Here is a 2,506-nt window from a genome sequence, read left to right on the forward strand (position 1 = left end):
ACTTGAAGCGTCTCGCGGGCCTGCCCAAGGTTGGCTGGCGCCGGCAGCTGTGGCTGTGGGCGACCGGCGAGAGCGAAGAAAGCCTCCGGCATGCCAGAGACACCTTGCACGACAAGAACGCCAGGAAACGCTATGACCAGAAACTGACAGCCGAGCGCTGGCAATGGATCCCGATGACGTGAAACCTGATCCCGGCAGTTCTCGATCATCAATGCGCGTCATCCCGATGCTCAGTCAGCCCGCCGCAGTGCCTTCGCTTGAGGTGGCGGCGTCCAGCAGGCCGGATTCTGGCGCACAGTTGTCGGACCGCCTGGGCCGCCCGCTCACCGACTTGCGCATCAGCGTCACCGACCGCTGCAACTTCCGCTTCAGCTACTGCATGCCCAAGGAGGTATTTGACAAGGACCATGTCTACCTGCCGAATAGCGCACTGCTGAGCTTTGAGGAGATCACCCGCACGGCCAGGCTATTCGTGCAGCAGGGCGTGCGCAAGATCCGGCTCACCGGCGGCGAGCCGCTGCTGCGCAAGAACATCGAGCTGCTGGTGGAGCAGCTCGCGCAGATCCGCACAGCGGAAGACGCCCCCCTGGACCTCACCCTCACCACTAACGGCTCGCTGCTCTCACGCAAGGCGGCCGCGCTGAAGGCCGCGGGGCTACGCCGTGTCACCGTCAGCCTGGACGGGCTGGACGATACGGTGTTTCGCCGCATGAACGACGTCGACTTCCCGGTCGCCGACGTGCTGGCGGGCATCGAGGCCGCGCAGGCCGCAGGCCTCGGTCCGCTAAAGGTCAACATGGTCGTCAAGCGCGGCACCAACGAGCGGGAGATCCTAAGCATGGCGCGGTACTTCCGCGGCACCGGAGTGGTGCTGCGATTCATCGAGTACATGGATGTGGGCGCCACCAACGGCTGGCGCATGAACGAAGTGCTGCCCTCGGCCGACGTCATCGCGCGCATCCACGCCGAATTTCCGCTGGTGCCACTGCAGCCCTCCACACCCGGCGAGACGGCGCAGCGCTGGGCCTATGCCGGCGGCGGCGGCGAGATCGGCGTGATCAGCAGCGTGACCCAGGTCTTCTGCCACGACTGCAGCCGCGCGCGCCTGTCGACCGAAGGCAAGCTCTACCTGTGCCTGTTCGCCACCGCGGGCCACGACCTGCGCCCGCTGCTGCGCGGCGCGGCCAGCGACGACGACATCTCCTCGGCCATCGGCCACATCTGGCAGGGCCGCGCCGACCGCTACTCGGAGCTGCGCGCGCTGCAAGGCGCGGCCGAAACCGGCCACGCCGATGACAAGGCGCCGCGCCGCGTCGAGATGAGCTACATCGGCGGATGAAGCAGGCGCCCGCCATGCCCGCGACGCAGACCATCGCGCCTGCCGACATCACGGGATCGCTGCTGGCCGGCGGACGCGGCACGCGCATGGGCGGCATCGACAAGGGGCTGCAGCTTTTCCAGGGCGAGCCGCTCGCGCTGCATGCGATTCGCCGCCTGCGGCCGCAGGTCAGCGCGCTGCTGGTCAACGCCAACCGCAACCGCGCGGCCTACGAGGCCTTCGACGCGTTGAGGAAGGCCTCGGGCGCATCGCCGGGGCGCTCGAAGGGCGCGAGCACCGTGCGGTGCTGTGCGGCCCAGGCGTGAACCCCGGTGTGGCCCGACAGCGTGGCCGATTACCCCGGGCCGCTCGCCAGCTTCCTGAGCGGCCTCGAGCATTGCGCGACGCCCTGGCTGCTGACCGTGCCCTGCGAGACGCCGCTGTTCCCGCTCGACCTCGCGGAGCGGCTTGCGGAGGCCGCGGTGGCCGCCAACGCGGAGATCGCGATGGCCAGTGCCTCCGGATCGGAAGACAAGGCGGCTAAAAGGCCGCGCGCGCCCAGCCCGTTTTAAGCCTCCTGCGCGCCGACCTTTGCGAAAGCCTGCGCCGCTACATCGACGGCGGCCGCAAGGCGTCAACACCCTGACCGAGCTGCTCGCGCTCGAGCACCGATGAGCCGCATCGCAGACATCGCCACCGCCCTCGCGGGCTACGACGCCGCCGACCTGAGCGTGGAGGCCGTGCACGCCTTCCTCGCGCAACTGGTCGCGCCCGCCGTGGTCGCGCAGCGCGAGAGCGTGACGCTGTTCGAGGCCCTGGGCTGTCGGCGCCGGTTGAACTTTGACCCACCGGGTCAAATTTCGGCCGGCGCCAACAGCTAGGGATGGTCTGCAAAACAGGCCCATCCCTTGCATGATCTGAGCCCATGATTGCCAAACGCGTAGCTCCCCCGAATCAGCTGGGCCTCGGCCTGAACCTGTCGACGAAGAAGACGCGCAAGCGCGAGTTCCTCGATGAGATGGATCGGGTGGTGCCGTGGAGCGCGCTCGTGCAGATTATCGAACCGCACAGCCCTCGGGCCAAGACTGGCCGCCCGCCATTTGCGATCGAGACGATGCTGCGCATCCATTACCTTCAACAATGGTTTGGCCTGAGCGACCCGGCGATGGAAGAGGCGCTGCACGACGT

Annotated in this window: 4 protein-coding genes and 1 pseudogene; all 5 read left to right on the forward strand. The window is 67.8% G+C overall.

From position 1 onward, the window contains the following. The coding region (locus tag AC1D2K_RS33350; RefSeq protein WP_478094544.1) for a hypothetical protein at positions 1-182 on the forward strand (182 nt) is incomplete at its 5' end. A 29-nt stretch (positions 183-211) separates the two neighbouring features. After that, a complete protein-coding gene (moaA, locus tag AC1D2K_RS33355) occupies positions 212-1,339 on the forward strand; it encodes a GTP 3',8-cyclase MoaA (RefSeq protein ID WP_478094546.1) in 1,128 nt (375 codons plus the stop codon). A gap of 14 nt (positions 1,340-1,353) precedes the next feature. After that, positions 1,354-1,964: pseudogene (gene mobA / locus AC1D2K_RS33360) on the forward strand (molybdenum cofactor guanylyltransferase). Positions 1,965-1,989: 25 nt separating this feature from the next. After that, on the forward strand, positions 1,990-2,199 hold the full coding sequence (locus AC1D2K_RS33365) for a hypothetical protein (RefSeq protein ID WP_478094547.1): 210 nt from the start codon (positions 1,990-1,992) through the stop codon (positions 2,197-2,199). 44 nt (positions 2,200-2,243) lie between these two features. After that, the coding region (locus AC1D2K_RS33370; protein WP_478094549.1) for a transposase at positions 2,244-2,506 on the forward strand (263 nt) is incomplete at its 3' end.

The sequence above is a fragment of the Variovorax sp. P1_H12_2 genome (assembly GCF_056405335.1).